Below are 23325 nucleotides of genomic sequence, written 5' to 3'. Positions count from 1 at the left end.
CAACAACGACCTGCTCATCGCCGGCCTGATCGTGGGCATCGTGCTGATGATCATCATCCCCATGCCCCCCCGGGTCCTGGACGTGCTGCTTTCCATCAGCATCACCCTGGGGCTGGTGATCCTGCTCATTACCATGTTCACCACCGAGCCCCTGCAGTTTTCCGTCTTCCCGGCCCTGCTGCTGGTGACCACCCTCTACCGGCTGGCCCTGAACATCTCCTCCACCCGGCTGATCCTGGGCCAGGGCTACGCGGGCAACGTCATCGACGCCTTCGGGCACTTTGTGGCCGGGGGCAACTACGTGGTGGGATTCATCGTTTTCATCATCATCACCGTGATCCAGTTCGTGGTCATCACCAGCGGGGCGGGCCGGGTGGCCGAGGTGGCCGCGCGCTTCACCCTGGATGCCATGCCCGGCAAGCAGATGAGCATTGACGCCGATTTCAATGCGGGGCTGATTACCGAGGCGGAGGCCAGGGAAAGGCGGAAGAGGCTGCAGCGGGAGGCCGACTTTTACGGCGCCATGGACGGGGCCAGCAAGTTCGTGCGGGGGGACGCCATTGCCGGCATCATCATCACCCTGATCAACATCCTGGGGGGCATTGCCATCGGCACCCTCCAGATGGGCATGTCCGTCTCCGAAGCCCTGCGCACCTTTACCGTGCTCACCATCGGGGACGGGCTGGTGACCCAGGTGCCCTCGGTGCTCATCTCCACCGCCGCCGGCATCCTGGTGACCAGGGCCACGTCGGATGCCAGCTTCGGGAAAGACATCTCCCGGCAGTTCACCGGCTTCCCCCGCATCCTCTACCTGGTGGCGGGAATCCTCTTCGTCCTGGGGTGCATCCCGGCCATGCCCAACATCCTCTTCCTCCTGCTGGCGGGGGCCAGCTTTATCGCCGGCAGGAGCCTGTTGCAGGAAAAACAAAAGGAGGAGGTGCGCCGGCAGGAGGCCCGGGCCAGGCAGCAGGCGCAGGAAATCCGCCGGGAGCCGGAAAACGTGGCCACGTACTTCCAGGTGGACCCCCTGCAGATAGAAATCGGCTACAACCTCATCCCCCTCACCGACGAGTCCCAGGGCGGGGACCTGCTGCACCGGCTGGCGGCGGTGCGCCGGCAGTGCGCCGTGGAACTGGGAATTTACGTGCGGCCCATCCGCATCCGGGACAACCTGCAGCTGTCGCCCAACGCCTACGTCTTTAAAATCCGGGGGGAGGAGGCTGCCAGGGGGGAACTGCTGCCCGGCCATTACCTGGTGATGGACCCCACGGGGCAGGCCACCGATATTCCGGGCATACCCACCACCGAGCCCACCTTCGGCCTGCCGGCCTGGTGGGTGCCGGCAGTTGAAAAGGAGAGGCTGGAACTGGCCGGGCTGACGGTGGTGGACCCCTCCACCGTTATGGTCACCCACCTGACGGAATTCATTAAGGCCCACGCCCATGAACTGCTGGGCCGCCAGGAAGTGAAGGAACTGCTGGAGGTCATTAAGGAAAAGGACCCGGCGGTGGTGGAGGAGCTGGTTCCCGACCTGCTGACCCTGGGCGAGGTGCAGAAGGTGCTGCAGAATCTCCTGCGGGAGAGGGTGCCCCTCAGGGACCTGGTGAGCATCTGCGAGGCTCTGGCCGACGGGGCCCGCCTGAACCGGGACAGCGATTTTCTCACCGAGCACGTGCGCAGCCGCCTTGCCCGCACCATCAGCCGGCTTTACCTGACCCCGGAGAACAAGCTGGCCGTGATCACCCTGCACCCCCGGCTGGAGCAGGCCATCACGGACTCCATCCAGCAGACCCAGCTCGGAGCCTACCCGGTGCTGGAGCCCGGGCTGGCCCGCAAGATCCTGGAAAAGCTCCGGGAGCAGGCCGAAAAATTGAGCCTGAAAGGGCAGACCCCGGTGGTGCTCTGCTCGCCCCGCGTAAGGCTGCCCTTCCGCAGGTTGATTGAACGCAGCCTGCCGGCGGTGACCGTGCTGTCCTTGAACGAAGTGGCGCCAGGCATCGAAGTGGAAGTAGTGGGGACGGTGAGTGCGGAGTGAAGATCAAGAAGTATATTGTCAGGGAAATGCAGGAGGCCATGCGCCTGATCCGGGAGGATATGGGGCCCGAGGCGGTGATCATTTCCAGCTACCGCCTGCCCCGAAAAAACCTGCTGGACTTCTTCCGGCCGCCCCAGCTGGAGGTGACTGCGGCCCTGGACGAACTGCCCGCCGCGCCCCCGGCAGCGGAACTGCCGCCGGGGCCGGCCGACGGGCCGCAGCCCCCCGCTTCCAGGGAGGGCGGCACGGCGGCCGCGGGCTCCCCCTCGCCGGCACCGGCCCCGCAGGTCCGGCGCACCCGCAGGGAAGAAATGCCGGGGCCGGAGGGGAGGGTGCCGCCTGCGCCCGGCCCGGCCGGGGCACTGCCCGCCGGCGGTAACGGGCCTGGTCCTGCCCCGGGCTCACCTGACGGCCGGGAGCGGGGTGATTTTCCCTCCTTCCGGGCCATTCTGAAACGACAGGAGGAAGCCATGATGGACGGGGATGTTCGGGAAAGATGGCGGCGGCGCCTGCTGGACATGGAAGTGCTGGAGGGGGTGGTGGAAAAGCTCCTGGACGGCCTGGAGCTTGATACCCCCGCCGGAGAGGACGAGGACTTCCTGCTCCTGCAGTTGAAGGGACGGGTGGCCTCCCTGGTGGAAGAGGTCTACTCCAACCGGGATGATCGGGACGGGAAGATACGGGTTTTCATCGGCCCCACCGGGGCGGGAAAAACCACCACCCTGGCCAAGCTGGCCGCCAGGCAGGCCCTTTTCGAGCGCAAAAGGATAGCGCTGGTTGCCGTGTACAGCCACCGCTTCGGGGCGGTGGAGGAGCTGAAGTTTTACGGTCAGACCATTGGCGTGCCGGTGGAAGTGGTGATGACTCCCGCCGAGCTGGCCTCGGCGGTGGAGGCCCACCAGGACAAGGAGACCGTTTTCGTTGACACGGAGGGGATCTCCTGCCGCAATGCCGGCCAGTTGCTCAAGTTGAAAGGTTTTGTGGATGCCCTGCCGCCGTCCCGCCGGGTCTACCTGGTCCTGAGCGCCACAACCCGTAACCGGGACCTCCTGCATATGGCCCGGGAGTTCGAACGGGTGGGGTACTCGGAGTTCATTTTCACCAAGCTGGATGAAACGCAAACCCGGGGAGGGATGTTGAACCTGGTCCACCAGATGCGCCGGCCGGTAAGCTACGTCACCGGCGGGCAGAATGTACCCGACGACATCGCCGGCCTGACTCCCCGGCGCCTGGCCGCCCTCCTCCTGGAGGGGGTCGAAGACGATGCAGGGGCGCTCCTCCGGATTTAAGGGCGGGCGCATCTTCGGCCGCGTGCCCGGCAGTTTCCCGGAAGGTGCGGTGCCGCCGGCGGAAGAACCGCGGGCCGCTGCCGCCCGGGTCATCGCCGTTACCAGCGGCAAGGGCGGGGTGGGCAAGAGCAACCTGGCGGTCAACCTGGGCCTGGCCCTGGCCGCGCTGGAACAGCGGGTGATCATCCTGGACGCCGACCTGGGCCTGGCCAACGTGGAAGTGCTCCTGGGGCTGACTCCCCCCTGCACCCTCTACGACTGCCTCTACCGGGGCCGGGACATCCGGGAAGTGCTGGTGCCCGCCCCGGGCGGGGTGCAGCTGATATCCGGCGGCTCGGGCTTCCTGGAGCTGGCCAATCTGGACCGGGCACACTGGCAGAGGCTGCTTTCGTCCATGGCTCTCCTGGACGGGCTGGCCGACTTCGTGCTCGTCGATACGGGGGCGGGGCTTTCCCGGAACGTGCTGGGCTTCCTGGCTGCCGCCGGGGAAGTGATCGTGGTCGTCACCCCCGAGCCCACTTCCCTTACCGACGGCTACAGCCTGATCAAGGTGCTGGCCCGCTTCAACCTGCACCGGCAGGTGCTGCTGGCGGTCAACCGGGCCGGCAGCGAGCAGGAGGCCCTGGCCACGGCCCGCCGGCTGGAGATGGTGGCCGGCCGCTTTCTGAACCTGCCGGTGGTCTACCTGGGAGCCATTCCCGAGGACCGGGTGGTGCACCGGGCGGTGCGGGAGCAGAGGCCTTTTTACCTGGCGGAGCCCCGCTCCCGGCCCGCCAGGAGTGTGGCCGCCATGGCCCGCTTTCTTGCCGGCGGCATGTCCCGGGAGGATCAGTCCCGGCCGGGCCTGCGGGGTTTCGTGCAGCGCCTGGCCAGGCTGTTCAACCGCCAGTGAAAGTTTACGGGAGGTACGGATTTTGTTTGACCAGCTCACCATCAACCAGAAGATCGAGGTGGCGAGGGAGGGGGAAGGGGACTGGTACGCCTCCGCCGTTCAGGATATCAGCGGGCGTGAGCTGCACGTTTTGCTGCCCCGCCTGCGGGGGAACGTCCTCATCCTGGGCCCGGGGGACCGGGTGAGTGTGCGCTTTTTTGATGAGTCGGCCAGCTTTGTTTTCCCCGCCCGCTGCCTGGGTCGGATTGGAAAAGAGGTACCCCTCTACCGCCTGGTTCCCACCGGTGAGTGCCGGCGGGTGCAGCAGCGCCGGCACGTGCGCCTGAAAACCCTCCTGGAAGTCCATTACGCCCGGCTGCCGGAGGAGGGCGGCCGCCAGGCTGCTTACAAAAAGGCCTATACGGTGGATATCAGCGGCGGGGGAATGCTCCTGGCCGTGGACGAGCCGCTCCCGCCCGGCCGGGAAGTGCTGCTGAAGTTCAACCTGCCCCTGCAGAAGGGCGCCCGGAAGATGGAACTCCGTGGCCGGGTGCTGCGGCTGATGGAGAAGGAAAAATCAAAATACCATGTGGCCCTGGAATTTGTGGATATCACCACCGCCCAGCAGGACCTGATCATGCGTTATATTTTCCAGTGCATGGCCCGCCAGGCCCGGCTTACCAGGAAGTGAGAACGTGGATAACGCTGCCGACAGGGAAAAACTCTGGCAGGAATTCAAGCGGACAAGAAGCCCGGAGATCCGCCACCGGCTCATCCTTTCCTACCTCTGGCTGGTCAAGTACCTGGCCGGCCGGCTGGCCGTCAGGCTGCCGTCGTGCCTGAGCCAGGAAGACCTGGAGAGCTGCGGCATCTTCGGGCTGATCGAGGCCATCGACAAGTTCGACCCGGACCTGGGGCACAATTTTGAAGCCTACGCCACCACCCGGGTGCGGGGAGCCATGCTGGACGAGCTGCGCCGGGCTAACTGGATGCCCCGCACCCTCTGGCGCAGGGTCCAGCAGCTCAGGGCCGCCCGGGAGAAACTGGAGAACCACTACCAGGAAAAGGTGCCCGTGGACGCGCTGGCGGAGGAAATGGGCCTTTCCCGGTCCGAGGTGCGCTACCTGGACAACCAGCTCTGCCGCCTGCATACCCTCTCCCTGGATGAAATGGTGGCCGCGGGCAACGGCGAGCCGGTCCGGCTGGGGGACCTGCTGCCCGACGAAACCAGCCCCGATCCCCTGGAGCGCGTAACGGAAGAAGAGAACAGGGAGCTTCTGGCCCGGGCGGTGGCCAGCCTGCCGGAGAAAGATCAGCTGGTGCTGGCCCTGTACTACCAGGAGGGCCTGACCTTAAAGGAAATCGGGGCTGTCCTGGATGTTTCCGAGTCCAGGGTGTGCCAGCTGCACAGCCGGGCCATCAACCGCCTGCGCCAGAAGCTGGCCGGGCGGGCTTGAAAAGTTATGCGCGGGCGGGTGCTCCGGTAACCGCCGGGGCGGTCCGGAGATAACGCCGCGCCCGACGAGTTACCGAAGCTGAATTTCTCAAGAGGGGGGAACCCGACGTGATCCGTGGTCTTTATACTGCCGCCACCGGCCTGGGCGTCCAGCAGGCCCGGCTGGACGTGCTGGCGAGCAACCTGGCCAACGCCTCCACCAGCGGCTTCAAGGCCGATAACGTTGTGCAGAAACCTTTCCCCGAACTGCTGCTGGTGGAGCAGCAGGAGGGGGCTTTCAGAACCGGCCCCGGCTGGCGCTACGTGGGTACAACCAACCAGGGCGCGGCCGTTGCCCGGGTGGTAACCAATTTTTCCCCCGGCACCCTCCAGGCCACGGGTAGGAACACCCACCTGGCCCTGGCCGATCCCGGCGCTTTCCTGGTAGTGCAGACCCCGCAGGGAGAACTTTACACCCGGGACGGCAACCTGGCCGTGGACGGCGAGGGTTACCTGGTGGACTCCCGCGGCAACCGGGTGCTGGGGGAAGCCGGCCCGGTGCGGGTGGGGACTGATGATTTCCAGGTCACCGCCGGGGGAGAAATAATCCGGCCCGGGCAGGGAACGGTGGGCCGCCTGCGCATAGTCCAGTTTGCCGACCTGAACCTGCTGACCAAAACCGGGGATAACTACTTTGCGGCTCCCGCCGGCAGCGCCCGGCCGGCGGCCAGTCCCGAAGTCCGCCAGGGTTATCTGGAAGGGTCCAATGTGGACCCCGCCGCCTCCATGGTGCAGCTGGTCAGCGCCGTGCGCTCCTATGAGGCCAACCAGCGCATCCTGCAGGCCCAGGACCAGCTCCTGGACCTGGCGGTCAACCGGGTGGGGGCGCTGCGCTAGCATTTACCGGCGCGACCCGCCCCTGCTGATATGAAATCTCTTTAAACGAGGTGATCCCATGCTGCGGGCCCTGTCCACCGGAGCCGCGGGGCTTTACGTCCAGCAGCTCCGCCTGGATACCTGTGCCAGCAACCTGGCCAACATCAATACTTCCGGCTACAAAAGGCAGGAAGTTAGCTTTGCCGACCTGCTCTACCAGGAAATGGGGCGGGAGGGCATACCCGCCGAAAGGCAGGTTTTGCCGGGGGCATTCAATCCCGGCCCCACGCCCCCGGAAGGAAGCGGTGTGCGGGTGGCCGCAGTCACCCGGGACTTCCGGCCCGGCAGCCTGATCCGCACCGGGCAGCCCCTGGACGCGGCCATCCAGGGCGACGGCTTTTTCCGGGTGCGGCTGCCCGGGGGGGAATACGCCTATACCAGGAACGGCAGATTTACCGTGGATTCCGGTGGGCGCCTGGTCACCGAACAGGGCTATCCCCTGGAACCGGAAATTGTTTTGCCTGACGGATATCGGTCCGTAACCCTTCATTCCGACGGGAGGGTGACGATAATAAACAGTGACCGGCAGGAAGAGGAAGCTGGCCGGCTGACCCTTTACTCCTTCACCAACCCGGCGGGACTCGCCGCCCGGGGAGAGAACCTCTACCTGGCCACGACGGCCAGCGGCGGGGCGGTGGAATTCCAGCCGGGGAACGGCGGCATGGGTGCCCTGATCCCGGGCTGCCTGGAGGCTTCCAACAGCGACCTGACGGTGGAGATGACTGCCCTGGTGGAAGCCCAGCGGGCCTACCAGCTGAGCCTGCGGGTGGTCGGCACCGCCGACGAAATGTGGGGCATGGCCAACAACCTGCGCAAGTAAAACCGGTATCTGCCCGGGACAGTCATAAATATTCAGTAAAACCGTGATGAAGAGGATGCGGCGCTTTCCGGAGCGAACGACTTGCGAAGCGCCGGTAACAGCACCCGGTGAAGCGAGGCTGCCGGCTCGGCTCTCGAGGACGCATGATGAACTACCCGGAAGAATACTTTTTAAGACATATTGTTTCAAGAGGTAACAACGAAGAATGATTGGTGGCGGGCAATCCGCAGAGAGCCAGAGCCGGCCCGAAGCGAGCCGTGGTGCTGTCGGCGCGGAGCACTGGAGTGAGCGAGGACAGCGCCGCATCCAACCGGGTTCACTGAATATTTAACGAACAACGGCAGGCAGCCTAGAAGGAGGAATGGAATGGAGCCGGCCAAGTTTGATAGACCTGTGGAGATACAGGTGGGCATTGCCGATTATAAAATCGGCAGGGAGCCGGCCCGGCTGATTACCCTGGGCCTGGGTTCCTGTGTGGGGGTAAGCCTTTACGACCCGGCGCTCAAGCTGGGCGGGCTCCTGCACCTGATGCTTCCGGACAGCACTCAGTTTAACAACGTGACCAAGCCGGCCAAGTTTGCCGACCTGGGCATTCCCCTGCTGATCGACGAAATGAAAAAAAACGGGGCCCATCTGAGCCGCCTGCAGGCCAAGCTGGTGGGGGGCGCCCAGATGTTTTCGGGCCTGGACAGCAAGATGATCCTGAACATCGGCCAGCGCAACGTGGAAAAGGCCCGGGCAATGTTAAGGGAAGCAGGTATTCCCATCCTGGCTGAAGAAGTAGGAGGTAACCGGGGGCGGACCATGATTTTCGACACCAGCAACGGTCAGGTGAGCATCCGCATGCTGGGGAGCAAGCTGAAGGTGATCTGAAGTGGATTTTGCCAGTTTTAAAGAAATGATGCGCCGGCATTTTCACCTGGACCTGAACAGCTACAAGGAAACCCAGCTCAGAAGGCGGCTGGATGCCTACCTGGTGCGGCGCCAGCTTCCTGATTATGGAGCCCTGTTTCAAAAGCTGGTGGGCGACCCCGCCGCTTACCGGTCCTTTGTGGACTACCTGACCATCAACGTATCGGAGTTTTTTCGGGACCCGGAAAGGTTCCGGGAGCTGGAAAGCATCATCCTGCCCGGCCTCCTGAAAGAAAAGAGGACGCTGAAAATATGGAGCGCCGGCTGTGCCGCGGGCGCCGAGCCGTACTCGGTGGCCATCATTCTGGAGGAGCTTACCCCGGGGCACCCGCACCACCTGGAGGGAACGGATATAGACCAGAATATCCTGGCCAGGGCAAGGGAAGGCCGGTATCCTCCCGAAGCCGTGCGCAACGTCAGCCCGCAGCGGCTGGCCCGGTTTTTCACCAGGGAAAACGGTTCTTTTGTCATTAGCGAAACCATCCGCCGGCGGGTGACCTTCAGGCGCCACGACCTGCTGAACGATTCCTTTGGCCAGGGTTACGACCTCATCCTGTGCCGTAACGTGACCATTTACTTTACCCGGGAGGCCCAGGACAGGCTCAACGATAAACTGGCCCGGGCGCTGGCTCCGGGTGGGGTGCTGTTTGTTGGCGGAAGCGAGATGATCTTCAATTACCGGGAACTGGACCTGGAAAAGATACGCACCTGCTTTTACCGCAGGCGGGCTGCAAAGGGGGATAACTTTTGAGCTACAGGAACCTTTCGCCGGTGGAACTGGACGCCCTCAGGGAAATCGGTAACATCGGGCTGGGCAACGCGGTGACCTCCCTGGCCCAGTTAATCAACCGCCGGGTGAACATGCGCGTGCCCCGCAGCAGTTTCCTGCCCTTCGAGGAGATGATCGAGCTGGTGGGCGGGTACGAGGAGCTGGTGGGCTGCGTGAGCCTGCGGGTGCTGGGGGACGCGCCGGGAATAGTGCTGTATATTTTTGACGGGGAGAGTACCCTCCGCCTTGTGGACATGCTCCTGGGGCTGCCGGTGGGGACCACCGGTGAGCTGGACGAGATGGCCCGGTCGGCGATAAAGGAGATCGGCAATGTGCTCACCGGTTCCTTTGTCAGCGCCATCAGCATGATGACCGGTTTGAACATGATCACCACCGTGCCCCTGTTTGCCTTCGATATGCTGGGGGCGGTGCTGACCTCCCTGATGGTGGCTGCCGGCAGGGTGGAAGAAGAGGTGCTGGTTATAGAAACGGAGCTGTTCCAGGAAGATGAAACGTTGATCAAAGGGCACTTTTTCCTGCTCACCGAGCCGGGGGCCATTGAACGTTTAATGGCTGCCCTCGGTTTATAAGATGGAGCTTTTTCAGTACATGCGAGGGGGAAACGGGATGGGTAAAAGGATCCTGGTGGTTGATGATGCCGCCTTCATGCGGATGATGATCAAGAATATCGTGACCAAAAACGGTTACGAAGTGGTGGGCGAGGCGGAAAACGGCAAGCAGGCCGTGGAAAAATACGCCGAGCTCAAACCGGACATTGTGACCATGGACATCACCATGCCCGATATGGACGGGATCGAAGCGGTTAAGGCCATTAAAGCCATTGATCCCGAGGCCAGCATTGTCATGGTCAGCGCCATGGGCCAGCAGGCCATGGTTATGGATGCCATTCAGGCCGGGGCCAGGGACTTTATCGTCAAGCCCTTCCAGCAGGAGAGGCTCCTGCAGGCCATTGAGCGGGTACTGGCCCGCTCCCGCAGGTAGGTAAGAGGAGGCGCGTCGAATGCAGGATGTCCTGAGCCAGGGGGAAATAGATTCCCTCCTGGCGGCCCTCACATCCGGCGAACTGAGCCTGGAGGAAGCTCAAAAAACGGCGGCCCCTTTGATCAAGCCCTACGATTTTCGCCGGCCCAACAAGTTTTCCAAGGAGCACCTGCGGACCCTGGAAATAATGCACCAGCATTTTGCCCGGCTGCTGTCCAGCTTTCTTTCCGGTTATCTCAGGGCGGCAATTAACGTGGAAATGGCCTCGGTGGGACAAATGATATATGAGGAGTTTATCCGCTCCATTCCCAGCCCCACGGCCCTGGCCGTCTTCGGCTTAAAGCCCCTGGAGGGTCCGGCCCTGCTGGAGATCAACACCCAGGTGATTTTCCCGATGCTGGACCTGCTTTTTGGAGGACCGGGCACCTCGTCTGACCAGATCAGGGAACTGACGGATATCGAAGTAACCGTGGCCAGACGGCTGGTGGAGCGCATTCTGGAGCACCTGGCCCAGGCCTGGCACGATTTTTACACCGTGGAGCCCCGGGTGGAAAACATCGAGTCCAACCCCCGGATGCAGCAGCTTTATTCGCCCAACGAGGTGGTGGCCCTCATTACCTTTTCCGTGTCCATCAACGATGAGGAGCGGGGCTTTGTCAACCTCTGCCTGCCCTACCTGCTGATGGAGCCGGTGATCTCCCGTCTTTCGGTGCGCCAGCAGTTCAGCCGCCAGGCGGGCGGCCCCCGCCCGGAGGATCTGGAGCGGCTGAGCCACTGGCTGGGATTTTCCCGGGTGGAACTGCAGGTGATTCTGGGGGAAGCGGAAATCACCGTGCACGAGCTGCTGCAGCTGCAGGAGGGCGACGTGCTGGTGTTAAACCGCCACCTGAATGAGGACCTGGACCTGTACGTGGAGGGGGAGCGGAAGTTCGGCGTACAGGCCGGGCGGGTGGGGCAGAACCTGGCGGTGCAGGTGGTATCGCTGAGCGGGGAGGATATGAACGGTGAATGACGGCAACAATTTTCTGAGCCAGGAGGAAATAGACGCCCTGTTAAAGGCCGCGGCCGGAGAAACGGCACCGGAGGCGGGCAATGCGGAGGGCGAGGTGGCAGCCGCAGCTGCGCTGTCCACGGAGGAAGGGGTGGCGGCGGAGGGCCGGGTTGACGACAACGGGGGGCCGGAGCAGCCGGCCGTGGAACCGGCCGGTGAGCCGGCGCCGGGGAGCGGCTCCTCCTCCGCGGGCTGCCGGCCGGCGGTGGACCTGACCCCCGAAGAAAGGGACGCCCTGGGGGAAATCGGCAACATTTCCATGGGGTCGGCCGCCACCACCCTTTCGGAACTGCTGAACCAGAAGGTGACCATTACCAGTCCCCGGGTGCTTACCTGCAACCAGGAGGAATTTTTTTCCTCCTTCAAGGTGCCCTACGTCATCATCCAGGTGGAATTTAAAGAAGGCCTGAAGGGTTTCAATGTGCTCATCATCCAGTTGAAGGACGCCATGGTCATGGCCGACCTGATGATGGGCGGGGATGGTACCAACGTGGCGGAACAAATCTCCGAACTGGAGCTTTCCGCCGCGTCGGAGGCCATGAACCAGATGATCGGCTCGGCCTCCACCTCCCTGGCCACCATTTTCCGCCGGACCATCAACATTTCCCCGCCCCAAACCACGGTGCTGGAGGTTTCGGAGGAGGGAACGGGCTACCGGCTGCCCACCGGAGACCCCATTGTGGTGGTCTCCTTCAAGATGACCATCGGCGATCTGGTGGATACGGAGATCATGCAGATCATGAGTCTGGAGACGGCCAAAGAGGAGGCCGCCATGCTTCTGGAGCAGCTGATGGCCCAGGCTGCCGCCCCCGCCCCGCAGGCTGCCGTTCCGGAACCGGAGTCCCCGCCGGCATCTGCCCGGGTGGAAACTCCCCCGGCCGCGGCCGCGGGAGCGCCGTCCGGGAACGGCGACAGGCGTGCTCCGGGCACCTTGAGCGAGGAGGAACAGCGCAAGCTGGAGCTGCTGCTGGACATCCCCCTGAAAGTCAGTGTGGTCCTGGGGCGCACCCGGCGGCCGATTAAAGAAGTGCTGGGCCTGACTCCGGGAGCCATTGTGGAGCTGTCCTCCCTGGTGGACGAGCCGGTGGAGGTGCTGGTGAACGGCACCCTGGTAGCCCGGGGGGAAGTGGTGGTGGTCAATGAAAACTTCGGCGTGCGCATCACCAGCATCATCAGCCCGGAAGAACGGGTGGAACAGCTGGGAAGGCGTTAATTATCCCGGCCGGATGCAGCCATGCCGGTCTTAGGAAGGGTTGGAAAATGTTTGCGAACCAAAGGAGGAAATAAGGAATTTTTGTAGAATGTTGTAATTTGTGCCTTTACAGTACCATTGAAATTATTCGCTAACGAGGAGTAAGCCCATGGCCGGAAAAACTGCTTCGATCAGCCGCTCAACCCGTCCAATGGAACTAAATGCAGCAGTGGCGGCTGCCCGCCCCTGGACCTACCAGGTTGCCTTCTGGGGGCTGGCGGCGCTGCTCTTTTTCCCGCCCTTTTTCCGGGGACTTTTCTTCCCCCCGGAGCAGGAAATGGCCCTGATGGGCGCGGCGATTATCTTCTGGTTTACCTGGCTCTGGAAGCACGGGCGGCGGGATTACAGCTTTTTAACCCACCCGCTGGACTACTTCACCCTGGCCCTGCCGCTGGTGTACGTCATGGCCGCCTTCGGCGCGGTCAACTACGGCCTGGCCGTGGATGAAATTGTGAAGAACATCCTCTATTTCCTGGCCTACTGGGTGGCCGTTCAGGTGGTGCAGCGGGAGGAAGACGCCCGCCGGCTGCTTCAGGTCATCTACCTGGCTGCCGCCGGGGTGGCCCTGGCCGGCCTGTTCACGGCCACCGGCCTGGTTTACATAAAGGATGGTTTTCTCAACGGGCGCATTTATTCTTCTTTTCAGTATCCCAACGCCCTGGCCAGCTACCTGGCCCTGGCGGGATTCCTGGGGCTGTTCTTCTGGGCGCACCACGGCTTTTCCACCGTGGGTGCAAGCATCACCGACCGGGTGCTGCGCCAGGCCCTGCCCCGGCGCCTGCTGGAGTGCCGGCCGTACGGGTATTTTTACGCCGCGGCCAACTTCATCATCCTGGCCGTGCTCTTCGGCACCAGGTCCCGCGGCGGCCTGCTCATCACCGGCGCGGTGTTCATACTCTACCTGATCGGGCTGCACTGGCAAAAGCGGCTGCCCGTACTGCTGCATGCGCTGTATGTGGGCGGCCTGGGTTATATTGCATCCCATAAGTTCATCGCGGCAGCCATGACCAGGCAGATGGGAACGGCCTGGCTCTGGATCTTGGGCGGGCTGGCCCTGGTGCTGGCCGGGCAGTGGGCCTGGACCCTGGTTGAAAAACGCTATCTATCCCCGTGGCTGGGGGATAAAAGAAAGGTGAGCCTGGCCCTGGCCTCCGTGATCCTGGCCTGCCTGGTGGCAGGTGCGGCGGTGCTGGCCGCACACCCCGGGGCCATGGAAAAGGTAACCAGCTTCACCTACCTGCGCAATGCCTTTGAACGCGCTTACTTTGTTAAAGACGCCCTGGCCATGATCAAAGACCGCCCCTTCCTGGGCTGGGGAGGCGGCGGCTGGGAAGAGGCCTACCGGGCCTACCAGGGCTACCTGTACAACTCCAACGAGGTGCACAGTCACTACTTCCAGGTGGCCGTGGAGACCGGCCTGGTGGGTCTGCTGGTGATGCTGGGCATCTGGGCCTCCTTCCTCCTGGCCGCCCACCGGGCTTACTGGGGTGCGCCCGCTGAGAGCGCCCGCCGGGGGATGGTCTGGGCCATGACCGCCGGTGCCCTGGCCACCGGCCTGCACGCGGCCATCGACTTCGACCTGTCCCTTTCGGCCCTGACCCTGGCGTTGTGGACTCTCTTTGCCTGCGCCAGAGTTTTGGGCTATAATCGAGAGTAGTACCAACAAAGGGCTGAAATTTAAAATGGGTAAAAAAGCCAAACGAAAGAAGCTTAAAGCGGTTGTAAACGAACCCGTTCAAAAAGAGAGCGCTCTACCGCGCCCGGTAAAGAGCACCAGGAAACAACCACCTGCTACAGCAATCCTGATCGCAGCCACCGTTGTCAGCGCCGTTGTGTTCCTCTTTGCTTTTTCCCTGGCCTCGGCCAACAGCTATGCGGAACAGGCCACGGCGTACCTGCAGCAGGGAAACGTCAAGCAGGGCCTGGCCGCCATGCAGCAGGCAGCCGCCCGCAACCCTTTTAACGCCGACTATCACACCGTCCTTATGCGCATCTACCTGGGCACGGGTCAACCGCAGCAGGCCCTGGAGGAAGCCCGCCGGGCCGCGGCCCTGAGCCGCTACAGCGCCGGCTGTCAGGCCGACCTGGCGCAGGCATTGCTGGCCGCCGGCAGGTACCGGGAGGCGGTGGAATCCGCCCGTCGGGCGGTGGAACTGGCCCCGTACCAGATTGCCTGGTACGAAACCCTGGCCACCACCTGTGCTGCCGCCGGCCGGGGTGAGCTGCAGGCGGGGAATAAAGACGCCGCACGACAGCACCTGGAAGAAGCTTTGCAGGTGCCGGAGATGATCCGGGCCCGGGTGGCCGGGCTGGGGGAAGAGGAGAAGAAACTCTGGGTGGATGCCCCCATGCTCTCCGTTACCCCCGGGGTGCACCTGGGCTTGGGGCAGGCCTGCTACCTGCTGGGCGACCTGCCGGGTGCGGAGAAAAGCCTGCAGGCTGCTCTGCAGGACGACCGGTTGAAGGGCGAAGCATCCCTCTGGCTGGCCATGGTTAAAGAAAAGCAGGGCCAAAAGGAGGAAGCTCAAAAGCTGCTCAAGGAAGCCGGGCAGATAAATAAAAACCTGGAAGCGGCCTATGAACGGTTGAAGGCGGTCCCGACCCTAAAGGGATGAAGCGAGCAGGTGTACAGATATGTATGATCAGATTAGAGAAATTTACACCTACAGGGAAATGCTCCGGAATCTGGTGGCTAAAGAACTCCGGGCACGATACAAGGGGTCGGTGCTCGGTTTTTTGTGGTTGTATTTTTTTTAGCTTTATTAACTAAAGCTTGATTTAATTTGCATGAATATATCCGCTGGGTTGGTTCGTATACCGACATCCAGTGGTTTTTCTTCTTTAGTCTCTAAGGTTTGATTCCAAATAGTTATGGAGGCTCTTATATGAATCCACATCAAGATCACCCCACCGGTCCTGTGGCTATGTTCTTAAGCTTTTGGCATAATCGTCAACTCATTTGGCAGATGACGCGGCGTGAGATTGTGGGGCGCTATCGTGGATCTATAATTGGTTTGGCTTGGTCGTTTTTAAATCCTATATTGATGCTCTTTATCTATACTTTCGTTTTCTCCGTTGTTTTTAAGGCTCGCTGGGGTATTAGTGGGGAGGAAAGTAAAGCCGATTTTGCCATCATCCTCTTCGTGGGTATGATCGTACATGGCCTCTTTGCTGAATGCATCAACCGCGCGCCGGGATTAATTATTTCCAATGTCAATTACGTCAAAAAAGTTGTCTTCCCGTTGGAAATATTGCCCTGGGTGGCTTTGGGGTCGGCTCTCTTTTATAGTTTGGTGAGTGTGACTGTGTTGTTATTGGCACAACTTATCATCAACCAGACCTTTCCCTGGACCAGCCTGCTTCTCCCTCTGGTACTGCTGCCCCTTGTTTTTGCTAGCATAGGTTTTGCCTGGTTTTTGGCAGCGCTGGGAGTTTATGTACGCGATATAGGGCAAGTAACCGGCATTTTCACCACGATACTCATGTTCCTGTCGCCCGTGTTCTATCCGGTGTCGGCTTTGCCGAAACCTTATCGAGACTGGTTGAACCTAAACCCGCTCACGCTTATCATTGAAGAAAGCCGCAAGGTACTAATCTTCGGCAGTGTGCCCGATTGGCCCTCCCTATGTATCGCATTACTGGCAGGTTTGACCATCGCTGCTACTGGTTTTTGGTGGTTTCAAAAAACTCGAAAGGGGTTTGCGGATGTCCTCTGATAATGTTGCCATCCGGGTCAACAATCTCTCCAAGTGTTACTACATTTACGACCGGCCGCAGGACCGGCTCAAGCAATCTATTATCCCGCGTATACAAAGGCTTTTGGGCATGGAACCCAAAAACTATTTTCGTGAGTTTTGGGCGCTGCGGAACGTCTCATTCGAAGTAAAAAAAGGCGAAACCGTCGGTATCATCGGGCGCAACGGTTCAGGTAAATCCACCCTGTTGCAGATCATCTGCGGCACCCTTACTCCGACTAGTGGTACGGTGGAGACCAATGGCCGTATTGCGGCCCTGCTGGAACTTGGCTCCGGCTTTAACCCGGAGTTTACTGGTCGCGAGAATGTATATTTAAACGGTGCCGTCCTGGGTCTTTCTAAGGAAGAAATTGATGCGCGTTTCGATGATATTGTTTCCTTCGCCGATATTGGTGACTTCATCGACCAGCCGGTAAAAACGTATTCGAGCGGGATGTATGTAAGGTTGGCTTTTGCGGTACAGGCGTGCATCGACCCAGATATCCTTATTGTGGACGAAGCTTTGGCAGTCGGCGATGAGAAGTTTCAACGCAAGTGTTTCGATCGAATAGAACACCTGCGTTCGAATGGGGCTTCAATTTTGCTCGTTACGCATTCGACTACCGTGATAGAGCGTTTCTGCCAGCGTGCCGTGCTTTTGCACAATGGAAATCTCCACGGTGTCGGACCGAGTAATATTATCGTAGATCAATATCACGCACTTCTCTATGCGGATGAGAAAGCCTATCTGCAAATTCTCAACCGCGAGAGGCGGGTGGCCGTAGAACCTAATACTGAATCTCACCACCCTGCTAATCAGGTAGGTGCCAAAGCCTCCGAAGACAACAAATTTGAAGACGAGGGAAAGCTTCGCGCCCAGATTGTCTCTTATAGTATAACTGATTTATCGGGATGCCATCGAGAAATCTTTCAACCAGGAGAAACAGTACTCGTAAACATGACAATTAATTGCTTTGAAGCAATAGGTGAGATTCAAGCCGGGATCAGTATTAAGACGGTCGAAGGCGTTCCTTGTTTTGGGACGAGTACCCTTTATTTTGGGAATAATTGTAAAGGTGTTAAGCCTGGCGAAATAGTGTTGGTACGTTTCCGTCTTTCGCTATCGCTCTGTGAAGGTGTTTATTTCGTATCCCTAGCTATTGCCGAACCAGTTTTGCAAGGAGATATGCAGTATCTCGATAAGCGGAGTGATGCCATTATCTTCAAAGTTTCGGAGCCAAGATTGAAAGCTACTGGGATTGCATATCTACCTGCTACGGTCGAGATCATAAGGGGTGGAATTAGATGACAATTAAATCCATTCTTATAGTTACAGAAGCATTCGAGTTTGGTGGTCTAGAGACACATATACGGGGGGAGATTAAAGAACTTTCTAAGTATGGCTGTAGGGTTCATTTGGCTTGTGGACATAGATTTAGAGAGGATCTAATTCCTTCATCCATTGCTTCAGTTTCATCCGGGTTGGCACTTGGTCCCGATGCGACGATGAAAGATCTCGTAAATACGGTTGAAGCCCTTGATTCACTCATTGTTGAACATAATGTGCAAGTCGTGCATGCTCATCCCTTTACCTCAATGTTTCCCGCCCTTATCGCTTCAGAAAAAAGACAGCTTCCATGTGTTTTATCTCTACACGGCCCAGCTTCACTTGGTGACTGCTACGGTCCATACTACGACTTTCTGTTGAGGTCTGTCATATTGCCGGGAGCTAGTATGGTTATTGCCGTGTCTGAGGAAGTTCTCTCGCTTGTATTACCCTATGTTTCCGCCAATAAAGTAGTATTGATACCTAACGCTGTTGCGTTAAATGATTATCCTGTCTGTGAATTCAGATCTCCATTTGATGCACCTTGGCTGGTTGTCAGTCGTCTAGATGCGTTTAAAGTGAAAGGGATTATCGAGTTTATTCGATATGCAAGAAAAGCGGGAATAAAAGGAATCAAGATCGCTGGCGATGGCCCAGCCAGAACGTCATTGGAAGATATGCTTCGCAATGAAGGTTTACAGAATTATGTTAATTTCTTAGGATTCCGGACGGACATTACGAATTTAATGCATGATTGCTCTGGTGTTGCCGGGATGGGTAGAGTAGTACTTGAAAGTTTAGCCTGCGGCAAGCCTGTATGCCTAGTCGGTTACGACGGGGTGAAAGGGCTGGTCGACAAGCAGCTATTTGATCGCGCTGCTAAATTTAATTTTTCCGGACGAAATCTTCCTAACATTGACGTGGAAACTTTCATGGCCCAACTTGCATGCATTAGCAAGAATAGTGTAATAGCTGGCCGTGATTGGTTGATTCCAGATCATGACGAAGGATTTGTGTGGCAAAAATTTTTGTCGTTTTGTAATTCAGCTCCAGTATGTAAACCATCAATTGCTACAAACATCTATACATGGATTGTTTCTAACTGTGAAGTAGATCAGTTCCCGTATCTTTTATCCGATAATTTATTTAAGCAAACGGGAAAGCTTATTCATTCCAGAATGCATTCAAATCATAAAATTGTTAGTAGCTTTCATTTTTATCAACTATTGCATGAAGAACATAAACTTCAGATGATGAATAAACTTTTTGCGGAGCGCGATATGCAGATAGCTTCCCTCAAACAAGCTATAGCAGAGCGTGAAAATGATATTGTCCGCCTTAAACATATGATAGCTGAGCGTGACGGCCAGATTGCTATAGTTAAAAAAGCTGTGATTGAGCGCGATGAGCAAATTGCCTCTCTCAATCAAACATTAGCCGAGCGTGAAGCACAGATCGCTTCTCTTAAAATGCAGTTACACGATATTTGGACGAGCAACTCGTGGCGGATTACACGCCCCCTGAGATTTTTCAAAAAGCTTGTTCGAAATTCTAAGCGGACAATCTATTTATTGTTAATACGCATTTACTCGAGACTTCCTAAAGCGTTTCATTATGCAAAAAGAATCATATATAAAGGGAGTGATTTGGCATTTGCATTCGCCAGAGTCCTGCGGACGCATGGGGTACGCTATGCCCTAACAAAGGTGAAGCAGCGTCTGCTGCGTGAATTAAGCCAACCCACAGAAATCGGTCAAGTACTTGCGACTAATCAGGAACGTTATTTGATGGAACAGTCCGCTCAGAGTTCATACCTAAAAAGATATATTGAATCTGGGTTTATTTCCCATCATTTTGATTACTTTCACGAGCATCTTGCAACACGGATCATGTTAAGCACCAAGGTGCTAGTTTACCCATTATCTTACCCGCGAGAGTTGACACAGCGGCCGGATCACGTGATCCGATATTTCGCACAAAATGGATACCTTTGCATTATCATTTCAATTGATAATAAAGATCCATTTGTACAGGAGATTTCAAGTGGGATTTATTTCACCAACATGTTTGCTGAGACAATTAGCTATTTATCTGGTAGAAAACCTGTCCTGTATATAACTTACCCATTCTTCTCTTACATTGTTGAACATTTGCCTAATGCGGTTGTTGTCTATGACACACTCGATGATCTAAGTGTGTTTTCGCTTTATTGTGATGCGATGAAGCGGGATCACGAGTCCCTCCTAGCTCGTTCCGATGTTGCACTATTCTCATCTAAGGCTCTCCTAGATAAAAATAGATCCTATGTAGTTAATGATTCTTTTCTAGTAAGCAATGGGGTTTGGGTGGATGATTTTAAGCTCGATCCAATGGATCCGGAAGTGCCGGTTTTTCAAAAACCGGAAGGGGCAGTTCTAATCGGATATCACGGGGCGATCAGTGAATTGCTTGATTGGGAATTGTTGGAGCGAATTCTTCAAGATAGGAGGATTTGGCTTGTCTTTATTGGACCACTAACGAGGTTCGATGAATTATCCAGCGAAGTCAACGTGGATGCCCAGCAGCGGGTACTTTCTTCTGATCGCGTCATTCATATTCCTACTGTTCCGTATTCGGAACTTAAGTATTACCTTCGCCTCTTTGATGCGGGCATTATTCCATTTATTGTTAATGATAAAACAAACTCCGTGTTGCCTCTCAAGCTTTTCGAATATATGGCTATGGGCTTGAAGGTGTTCGCAACATCCACACGAACCCTGTCTGAGTATGCGGAATTTATCACTGTTGCTGATCGTACCATGCTACCTACGGCAATCAGTAAGTGGGTAGATGACATGCATGATGGCGGGCAAAAGATAAATTCCACTCAGAACTATGACCCCATTTTGAGGGAGGTAGACTGGGGCAGTCAGTTGGCGCCTGTATTGAAAAAGGTTGATGAATTACTTAATGATCACAGGCCCCGTAGACGGCAAGCAAGGCGTGTTGATATCGTAAATATCAATTTCTTCGACTGGGACGGAATAACTCTATACAAGGGAGGTGCTGAGCGCTACATCTTTGATTTAGCATGCCTGCTCAAGGAAATGGGGTGGTCACCACGAATAATTCAGAATGCTAACAATCCTTTCGAGATTGATTTTCGTGGCATCCCGGTTTATGGTGTACAAACCGGATGTGGTCATGATTTGAGAGGAATGTCGAGAAAATATAGAGAGGTATGCAGGAATACTGACCTGATTATTGCGTCACCTCTCGATCTGGCATGTGAACTGGGGGGTTTGAACGTCATAGGGATTAATCACGGAATATATTGGGACCACAAATACAAGACACTTTCAGATTTTAATCTGACTGAGTATCGCAATGTATTTGATGCCTTGAGGGTTGTTAGAACATGTGTATGTGTTGATACGAACTTTATCAACTGGGTTAGAACATATGACTATACGCTTAGTGAAAAGCTGAGGTATGTGCCAAATTACTTTGATGGCGGATTATTCAAGCCGGTAGACAAGGACTTTACTGGAAAGATCAGATTTCTCTATCCAAGAAGGCTCTATGAGGCCCGAGGCATTTTCATTACACTGAAGGCCTTTGATTACTTGTTTGATAAATACAAGGATATCGAGCTTCATCTAGTTGGTCAGGCGAATTTGGAAGATGCCCGGATCGTTTCGGAGTTCGTTGCTAAGTATTCTGGGAGAGTGATATGGGAAGAGTTTGATATGGACGAAATGCACAAGGTATATCAAAAGAGCCATGTCGTACTCATTCCCACCATGTATTCGGAGGGGACATCGCTATCTTGTTTAGAGGCAATGGCTACGAGGAATGCCGTTATTGCTACCAATATTGGTGGCCTTCCCAATCTTGTCATTGATGGATTTAATGGTCGTTTGATCGAGCCAAAGGTCGAATCATTGGTGGAGGCCATTGAAACTCTCCTCAGCGACCGCAGACAGATTGCCGAAATGGCGGAGAAGGGGGTGCAGTTGGCGAATGTCTTCGAAAAGGAACGTTGGATCAGGCATTGGCGGAACATAATACAAACTCTAGTAGAATATAACATATAAAAATTTGTTTATTGCTGTTGGCAACCGTACCGAGGCTATCAAAATGGCCTGTGGTTCTTGCGCTTAAACGCGAGCCGCAATTTAAGGTTATGGTGTTGGTCACCGCCCAGCACTGTCACATGCTGAATCACGCAACTATCTTTTTTGGTATTGGGCCGGCCCATCGAGCTAATCTTAATGACTGAACTTAGATCTATTTTACTAGTTAGGGGAGGACAGGCGGTTTGTTAATTGATGTAGTTTTTACCCGTTCAAATCCTGTTGCCCCAGATCCACGTGTCGAAAAGGTTGCCTGGTGCCTGCAGAAGGCAGGATATAAATGCCTGGTTTTAGGCTGGCACCGAAAACTATCTGAAAATTGTCGATACCATCAGCAGCTAAATATTAAACGAATGTGTTTTCCCGGCATGTTCGGCGGTGGAATTGCGAACTTTTGGGGATTACTTGCTTTTAACCTATGGCTTTTTTTTAATCATTTGATGATACGCCCGAAAATTATTCATGCTTTCGATCTGGATACCGTTTTGCCAGCTTTGGTATCTCGGTTTTTTTTAAAAAATAAGGTTATTTATGATATTGCTGACTGGTATGCCGATTCTAGAAAAGTCGGTTTTTTAAAACCTTTCGTTGCAAAGCTTGAGCGTTGGGTATGCTCCAAAGTTGATATTGTTATCCTGGCTCATGAGAACAGGCTTCAACAACTTGGTTTCCAGCCGCGACAATGGATTGTGGTCTATAACGTCCCCGAGGATACAACAACGGAAAATGAAAGTTCGTGCAATTATGGGAATATAACTTATGAGTCAAACTTCGTATATGTAGGGGTTCTACAACCCGACCGGGGGATCGAGCAAATAATTCGTGCTGCACTTGCAATTGGCGCAAAGTTAACTATTGCCGGCTTTGGTCCATTGGCCAATATGTGTGTTTTAGAAAGCGGAAAAGGAGACCTCATTACTTTCCGCGGCCGAGTCTCCTATGAGGAAGCCCTGGCGCTTCAGCGAGGCGCTATCGCCATTCTGGCCTTATACGATCCTGCCGTACCGAATAATCGTTTTGCTGCACCCAATAAACTCTACGAAGCTATGATGTTGGGCCGACCCATCATAACATCTGCCGGAACCCTGGTGGGTGAGATCGTAGAGCGCGAAGGTATAGGTCTTGTGGTGCCTTACGGCGACATACAGCGCCTTGGAGACGCTATGAGGTTTCTTGTGTTGCACCCAGAAGAGCGCAAACGGATGGGCCAAAAAGGACGGCAGCTGTACGAAAAATACTACTCTTTTACACGACAATGCCGGGCGATCCAAGGAGTATACAAAAGTCTTATTTAAAGCGTCATGGAGATCATGAACGCCGATAACCCGGTGGTAACTATCAATGTACGTGACAACCGCGATCTGGTGGAACACGGAAAAACAGGCTTGCTTATGGAGCTTGGCGATGTGAATGGTTTTGCAATAGCATCGAAAAGCTTTTTTCGATCCCGAACAGCGGGCGGCGATGGGTGCGGCAAGATTTAGGTAGCATTCCTGTAATCAGGAGTAGTGGGGCTTGAGGGAAAGAAAAAATCCTGGTATGGTGTAAATGCCAAAACCCAAAACCACCAATACCAGGAGGGATCAGCGATGTACAATCCCCTTTCCCAGAAGCTTGCCATGATCACACCTGAAACCTTAATTGTGGGTGTAGACGTGGCCAAGCATACCCACTACGCCCAAATGATCAATTTCCGGGGGGAGGGACTGCACAAGCCGTTCCCATTCCAGAATACCATATCCGGCATTGGTGATCTAGTCCAGCAAATCAGGACGAT

The 23325-nt window shown here is 56.6% G+C and carries 20 protein-coding genes and 1 pseudogene; all 21 read left to right on the top strand.

Annotated features, from left to right (window positions below; genetic code table 11):
• Positions 1-46: 46 nt before the first annotated feature.
• Positions 47-2035 carry a flagellar biosynthesis protein FlhA gene (flhA, locus tag BR83_RS0110660; protein ID WP_407637336.1) on the top strand — a complete coding sequence of 663 codons (1989 nt, stop codon included), beginning with the start codon at positions 47-49 and terminating at the stop codon, positions 2033-2035.
• On the top strand, positions 2032-3324 hold the full coding sequence (gene flhF, locus BR83_RS0110655) for a flagellar biosynthesis protein FlhF (protein ID WP_027357071.1): 1293 nt from the start codon (positions 2032-2034) through the stop codon (positions 3322-3324). Before flhA ends, flhF begins: the two co-directional genes overlap by 4 nt.
• Complete coding sequence (locus BR83_RS0110650; protein WP_084327200.1) at positions 3299-4216, top strand: MinD/ParA family protein; 918 nt, start codon at positions 3299-3301, stop codon at positions 4214-4216. The genes flhF and BR83_RS0110650 overlap by 26 nt, the downstream gene beginning before the upstream one ends.
• Before the next feature lie 22 nt (positions 4217-4238).
• Entirely contained in the window at positions 4239-4886 is a 648-nt protein-coding gene (locus tag BR83_RS0110645) for a flagellar brake protein (protein WP_027357069.1), read from the top strand.
• 4 nt (positions 4887-4890) lie between these two features.
• A complete protein-coding gene (locus BR83_RS0110640) occupies positions 4891-5652 on the top strand; it encodes a FliA/WhiG family RNA polymerase sigma factor (protein WP_027357068.1) in 762 nt (253 codons plus the stop codon).
• Positions 5653-5759: 107 nt separating this feature from the next.
• Entirely contained in the window at positions 5760-6527 is a 768-nt protein-coding gene (locus tag BR83_RS0110635; protein WP_027357067.1) for a flagellar hook-basal body protein, read from the top strand.
• Between the two features lie 58 nt (positions 6528-6585).
• On the top strand, positions 6586-7386 hold the full coding sequence (flgG, locus tag BR83_RS0110630; RefSeq protein ID WP_027357066.1) for a flagellar basal-body rod protein FlgG: 801 nt from the start codon (positions 6586-6588) through the stop codon (positions 7384-7386).
• A gap of 366 nt (positions 7387-7752) precedes the next feature.
• A complete protein-coding gene (locus tag BR83_RS0110625) occupies positions 7753-8259 on the top strand; it encodes a chemotaxis protein CheD (RefSeq protein WP_027357065.1) in 507 nt (168 codons plus the stop codon).
• A 1-nt stretch (position 8260) separates the two neighbouring features.
• Positions 8261-9049 (top strand): CheR family methyltransferase, encoded by a 789-nt coding sequence (locus tag BR83_RS0110620; RefSeq protein WP_027357064.1) that lies wholly within the window; start codon positions 8261-8263, stop codon positions 9047-9049.
• Positions 9046-9657: a chemotaxis protein CheC gene (locus tag BR83_RS0110615; RefSeq protein WP_027357063.1), complete on the top strand. Its 612-nt coding sequence runs from the start codon at positions 9046-9048 to the stop codon at positions 9655-9657. The genes BR83_RS0110620 and BR83_RS0110615 overlap by 4 nt, the downstream gene beginning before the upstream one ends.
• 37 nt (positions 9658-9694) lie before the next feature.
• Complete coding sequence (locus BR83_RS0110610; protein ID WP_027357062.1) at positions 9695-10069, top strand: response regulator; 375 nt, start codon at positions 9695-9697, stop codon at positions 10067-10069.
• A 19-nt stretch (positions 10070-10088) separates the two neighbouring features.
• Positions 10089-11081, top strand: coding sequence for a flagellar motor switch protein FliM (fliM, locus tag BR83_RS0110605; protein ID WP_027357061.1), 993 nt, complete (start codon positions 10089-10091; stop codon positions 11079-11081).
• Positions 11074-12333: a flagellar motor switch phosphatase FliY gene (fliY, locus tag BR83_RS0110600; protein WP_027357060.1), complete on the top strand. Its 1260-nt coding sequence runs from the start codon at positions 11074-11076 to the stop codon at positions 12331-12333. The genes fliM and fliY overlap by 8 nt, the downstream gene beginning before the upstream one ends.
• Positions 12334-12481: 148 nt before the next feature.
• Complete coding sequence (locus BR83_RS0110595; RefSeq protein WP_027357059.1) at positions 12482-14029, top strand: O-antigen ligase family protein; 1548 nt, start codon at positions 12482-12484, stop codon at positions 14027-14029.
• Between the two features lie 25 nt (positions 14030-14054).
• Entirely contained in the window at positions 14055-14987 is a 933-nt protein-coding gene (locus tag BR83_RS0110590; protein WP_027357058.1) for a tetratricopeptide repeat protein, read from the top strand.
• Positions 14988-15257: 270 nt separating this feature from the next.
• Positions 15258-16088: an ABC transporter permease gene (locus BR83_RS0110580; RefSeq protein WP_027357057.1), complete on the top strand. Its 831-nt coding sequence runs from the start codon at positions 15258-15260 to the stop codon at positions 16086-16088.
• Positions 16078-17415, top strand: a complete 1338-nt coding sequence (locus tag BR83_RS0110575) for an ABC transporter ATP-binding protein (RefSeq protein WP_027357056.1) — start codon at positions 16078-16080, stop codon at positions 17413-17415. The genes BR83_RS0110580 and BR83_RS0110575 overlap by 11 nt, the downstream gene beginning before the upstream one ends.
• Positions 17412-21509 carry a glycosyltransferase gene (locus BR83_RS16430; RefSeq protein ID WP_051618135.1) on the top strand — a complete coding sequence of 1366 codons (4098 nt, stop codon included), beginning with the start codon at positions 17412-17414 and terminating at the stop codon, positions 21507-21509. Before BR83_RS0110575 ends, BR83_RS16430 begins: the two co-directional genes overlap by 4 nt.
• A 224-nt stretch (positions 21510-21733) precedes the next feature.
• The gene (locus BR83_RS0110565) at positions 21734-22843 is read left to right on the top strand and encodes a glycosyltransferase family 4 protein (protein WP_027357055.1); all 1110 of its coding nucleotides are present in this window, start codon (positions 21734-21736) and stop codon (positions 22841-22843) included.
• 15 nt (positions 22844-22858) lie between these two features.
• Positions 22859-23032, top strand: coding sequence for a hypothetical protein (locus BR83_RS0110560; RefSeq protein WP_157833005.1), 174 nt, complete (start codon positions 22859-22861; stop codon positions 23030-23032).
• A 105-nt stretch (positions 23033-23137) separates the two neighbouring features.
• Positions 23138-23325: pseudogene (locus BR83_RS15695) on the top strand (IS110 family transposase); the annotation flags it as partial.

Origin of the sequence: Desulfofundulus thermocisternus DSM 10259 (genome assembly GCF_000686645.1) — a bacterium.
Lineage (GTDB): Bacteria > Bacillota > Desulfotomaculia > Desulfotomaculales > Desulfovirgulaceae > Desulfofundulus > Desulfofundulus australicus.
This window is presented reverse-complemented; position numbering and strand designations above follow the sequence as displayed.

Bases quoted from the DNA above. Each gene is read 5' to 3' on its own strand.
- flhA (WP_407637336.1), top strand. From the start codon at position 47: ATGATCATCATCCCCATGCCCCCCCGGGTCCTGGACGTGCTGCTTTCC.
- BR83_RS0110650 (WP_084327200.1), top strand. From the start codon at position 3,299: ATGCAGGGGCGCTCCTCCGGATTTAAGGGCGGGCGCATCTTCGGCCGC.
- flgG (WP_027357066.1), top strand. From the start codon at position 6,586: ATGCTGCGGGCCCTGTCCACCGGAGCCGCGGGGCTTTACGTCCAGCAG.
- BR83_RS0110625 (WP_027357065.1), top strand. From the start codon at position 7,753: ATGGAGCCGGCCAAGTTTGATAGACCTGTGGAGATACAGGTGGGCATT.
- BR83_RS0110610 (WP_027357062.1), top strand. From the start codon at position 9,695: ATGGGTAAAAGGATCCTGGTGGTTGATGATGCCGCCTTCATGCGGATG.
- fliM (WP_027357061.1), top strand. From the start codon at position 10,089: ATGCAGGATGTCCTGAGCCAGGGGGAAATAGATTCCCTCCTGGCGGCC.
- BR83_RS0110595 (WP_027357059.1), top strand. From the start codon at position 12,482: ATGGCCGGAAAAACTGCTTCGATCAGCCGCTCAACCCGTCCAATGGAA.
- BR83_RS0110590 (WP_027357058.1), top strand. From the start codon at position 14,055: ATGGGTAAAAAAGCCAAACGAAAGAAGCTTAAAGCGGTTGTAAACGAA.
- BR83_RS0110580 (WP_027357057.1), top strand. From the start codon at position 15,258: ATGAATCCACATCAAGATCACCCCACCGGTCCTGTGGCTATGTTCTTA.
- BR83_RS0110575 (WP_027357056.1), top strand. From the start codon at position 16,078: ATGTCCTCTGATAATGTTGCCATCCGGGTCAACAATCTCTCCAAGTGT.
- BR83_RS16430 (WP_051618135.1), top strand. From the start codon at position 17,412: ATGACAATTAAATCCATTCTTATAGTTACAGAAGCATTCGAGTTTGGT.
- BR83_RS0110560 (WP_157833005.1), top strand. From the start codon at position 22,859: ATGAACGCCGATAACCCGGTGGTAACTATCAATGTACGTGACAACCGC.